The sequence below is a fragment of the Roseisolibacter sp. H3M3-2 genome, from assembly GCF_029211165.1.
In the GTDB taxonomy this organism is placed as follows: Bacteria; Gemmatimonadota; Gemmatimonadetes; order Gemmatimonadales; family Gemmatimonadaceae; genus Roseisolibacter.
This window is the reverse complement of record NZ_JARGEK010000463.1, coordinates 1-3,165: the sequence shown is the minus strand read 5'-3', so window position 1 is coordinate 3,165 and position 3,165 is coordinate 1. Positions and strand designations below refer to the sequence as shown.

Genomic DNA, 3,165 nt, shown 5'->3' with positions numbered 1-3,165 from the left:
CCGTCGCGCGCGCCGAACCCCGCCAGCACCCCGGGCGCGGCGGCCGCGGCGACGGCGGCGGGGCGCGCGACGGACGCGGGCGCGGCGGGGGCGTGGGGCTGAGGCGGCACGGGGCGGAAGAAAGCGGCGCCCCGGGGACGGGGGAAGGCGGCGCCGCACGCGCCAACCGTCATCGCGCTGTCATCCTCGGGCGGTACAGTCGCCGGACGGTGGGGCCGACATTCAGCACCGTATGCCGCTCTCCCTCCTCCCCCGCGCCGACGACGCCGGGTCCCCCGCGCGTGCCGCCTGGGACCCGCGGATCGCGCGCGCGGGCGGGGCGCTGCTGGCGGCGCTGTGGGCGCTGCGCTTCGCGCCGGGCGTCGACCACGCGGCCGTGGCGCGGGTGGTCGAGGGGACGATGCTCCCGCTGGCCTCCGTGTTCGGCGTGCTGCTGTGGCGCGCCGCCACCGCGGCGCGGCTGCGCGGCGACGCGCCGAGCGCGCGCGCCTGGCGCCACGTGGCGACGGCCACCTGCGTGTGGTGGCTGGCGGGGGTGGTGTGGGAGCTCGCGGGGCGCCCGGCGGTGTCGCTGGCCGACGTGATCCAGCTGGCGTTCTTCCCGTTCGTGCTGGCGGGGGTGCTGGCGTTCCCCGCCCCGCCGGCCGCGCGCGGCTTCCGGGTGCGGTTCTGGCTCGACACGGGCGTCGTGGTCCTGAGCGGCGCGGCGGTCGTGTGGTACTGGGTGCTCTGGCCGGCGCTGACGGCCCGCGCCGCGGCGCCGCTCGACGTGCTGGTGAACTGCGGCTACCCGGTGGCCGACCTGGCGCTGCTCTACGCCGCCTGCGCGGCGCTGGTGCGCGGCCCCGACGTCGCGTCGCGCCGCGCCCTGGCGTGGGTCGCGGCGGGGCTGGTGGCCCGCTTCGCCGGCGACGTGTCGATGGGATGGCAGACGCTCACCAACGGCTACGAGGCGGGCGGGCTGACCGAGCTGACGTGGATGACGGCCACCTGGGCGCTGGCCACCGGGGCCGCCGAGTCGGGGCGCCGGCGCGGGCACGCCGACGGCGCCGCGCCGGCGCGGCTGGAGGCGCGCGGGCTCGGGCTCCTTCCTTATGTGGCGGTGGCGATCCTGCACGCCTTCCTCCTCGCCAGCCCGGCCAGCGCCTGGGGGACGCGCGCGAGCGGGGTGCTGGTGGTCGCGGTGGCGGTCACGGCGCTCGTGCTGCTCCGCCAGTACGTCGCCTCGCGCGAGCTGGCGCGGCTGCAGGGGGAGCGCGGCGCCCGCGAGGCGGTGCGCGCGAGCGAGGCGCGCTTCCGCTCCCTCGTGCAGCACTCGTCGGACATCATCGCGCTGCTCGACGCCGGCGGGACGGTGCGCTACGTCAGCCCGTCGATCGAGCGGAACCTCGGCCACGCCGCCGAGCCGCTGCTCGGCACGCCGATCCGCACGCACGTGCACCCCGACGACGTGGCGCTGTCGGAGGTCGTGCTGGCCGAGGCGGCGCGGACGCGCGGGACGTACGGCCCGATCGTGCTGCGGCTGGTGAACACGGCGGGGGAGTGGCGCACGATGGAGTGCCTGGCCACCAACCTGCTCGACGACCCGGCGGTCGGCGGCATCGTGGTGAACGTCCGCGACGTGACCGAGCGCGCGCTGCTGCAGCAGCAGCTCGCCCACCAGGCGTTCCACGACCCGCTGACGGGGCTGGCCAACCGCACGCTGTTCCGCGACCGGGTGGCGCACGCGCTCGCCCGCACGGGGCGGAGCCGGTCGTCGGTGGCGGTGCTCTTCCTCGACGTCGACGACTTCAAGACGGTCAACGACTCGCTCGGCCACGCCGCGGGCGACCGGCTGCTGGCGGCGGTCGGCGAGCGGCTGCTGAACGCGACGCGCGGCTGCGACACGGTGGCGCGCCTGGGCGGCGACGAGTTCGCGGTGCTGCTGGAGAACGCCGGCGACGGCGCCGACGCGCTCACCGTCGCCAGCCGCGTCGCCGCCGCGCTGCGCGCCCCGCTGGTGATCGACGGGCGCGAGCTGATGCTCGACGCGAGCATCGGCGTCGCCCGCGCGGATCTGGACGACGGGCCTGAGGAGCTGCTGCGCAACGCCGACGTCGCGATGTACCGCGCGAAGCACGGCGGGAAGGGGCGCACCGAGCTGTTCGCCCCCGAGATGCACGCCGCCCTGCTCGACCGGCTGGTGCTGGAGGCCGACCTGCGCCAGGCGCTGGCGGCGGGGGGCGGCGACCAGTTCACGCTGCACTTCCAGCCGATCGTGCGGCTGGCGGACGCGGAGGTGGTGGGCGCGGAGGCGCTGGTGCGGTGGGCGCACCCGTCGCGCGGGCGCATCTCGCCGGCGCAGTTCATCCCGATCGCCGAGTCGTCGGGGCTGATCGTGCCGCTGGGGACGTGGGTGCTGCGCGAGGCCTGCCGCGCCGGGGCGCGCTGGGCCGCCGGGCGCGCCGACGCGCCCGACGCGACGCCGCTGACGATGACGGTGAACCTGTCGGGGCGGCAGCTGCAGGCGCCCGGGCTGGTGGACGAGGTGGCGGCGGTGCTGGCCGAGACCGGGCTCCCCCCGTCGGCGCTGGTGCTCGAGATCACCGAGACGGTGATGATGCAGGGGACCGAGGCGAACCTGGTCACGCTGCACGCGCTGCGCGCCCTCGGCGTGCGCCTCGCCATCGACGACTTCGGGACCGGGTACTCGTCGCTCAGCTACCTGCAGCGCTTCCCGATCGACATCCTCAAGATCGACAAGAGCTTCGTCGAGGGGCTGTCGCGCGGCGCGCACGAGGCGGCGCTGGCGCGCACCATCCTGGCGCTCGGCGACACGCTGGCGCTGCGGTGCATCGCCGAGGGGGTGGAGGACGCGGCGCAGCGCGACCACCTGCGGGCGCTGGGGTGCGACTTCGCGCAGGGCTTCCTGTTCGCCCGCCCGATGCCCGAGGAGGAGATGGACGCGCTGGTGGGGGCGGGGGCGCGGATCGGGGCGGCCGCTTAACGTCGACGGGCGGGGCGCGTCCCATCCGGCGACCCCGCAGGGCCGCCGCTCGCACCGGGACCGATCGTGCCGTCACCCGCCTCCGCCGTCCGACTCGCCGCCGCGCTGCTGCTGGCGGCCGCCCCGTCCGTCCTCCCCCGCCCCGCCGCCGCTCAGCGGCCGGCGGCGCCGCGCGGCAT

General features: G+C 77.3%; 1 protein-coding gene. It reads left to right on the top strand.

The genetic code is table 11. From position 1 onward, the window contains the following. Positions 1-232: 232 nt before the first annotated feature. Positions 233-2,986, top strand: coding sequence for an EAL domain-containing protein (locus PYV61_RS23030; protein WP_275836102.1), 2,754 nt, complete (start codon positions 233-235; stop codon positions 2,984-2,986). Positions 2,987-3,165 lie beyond the last annotated feature (179 nt).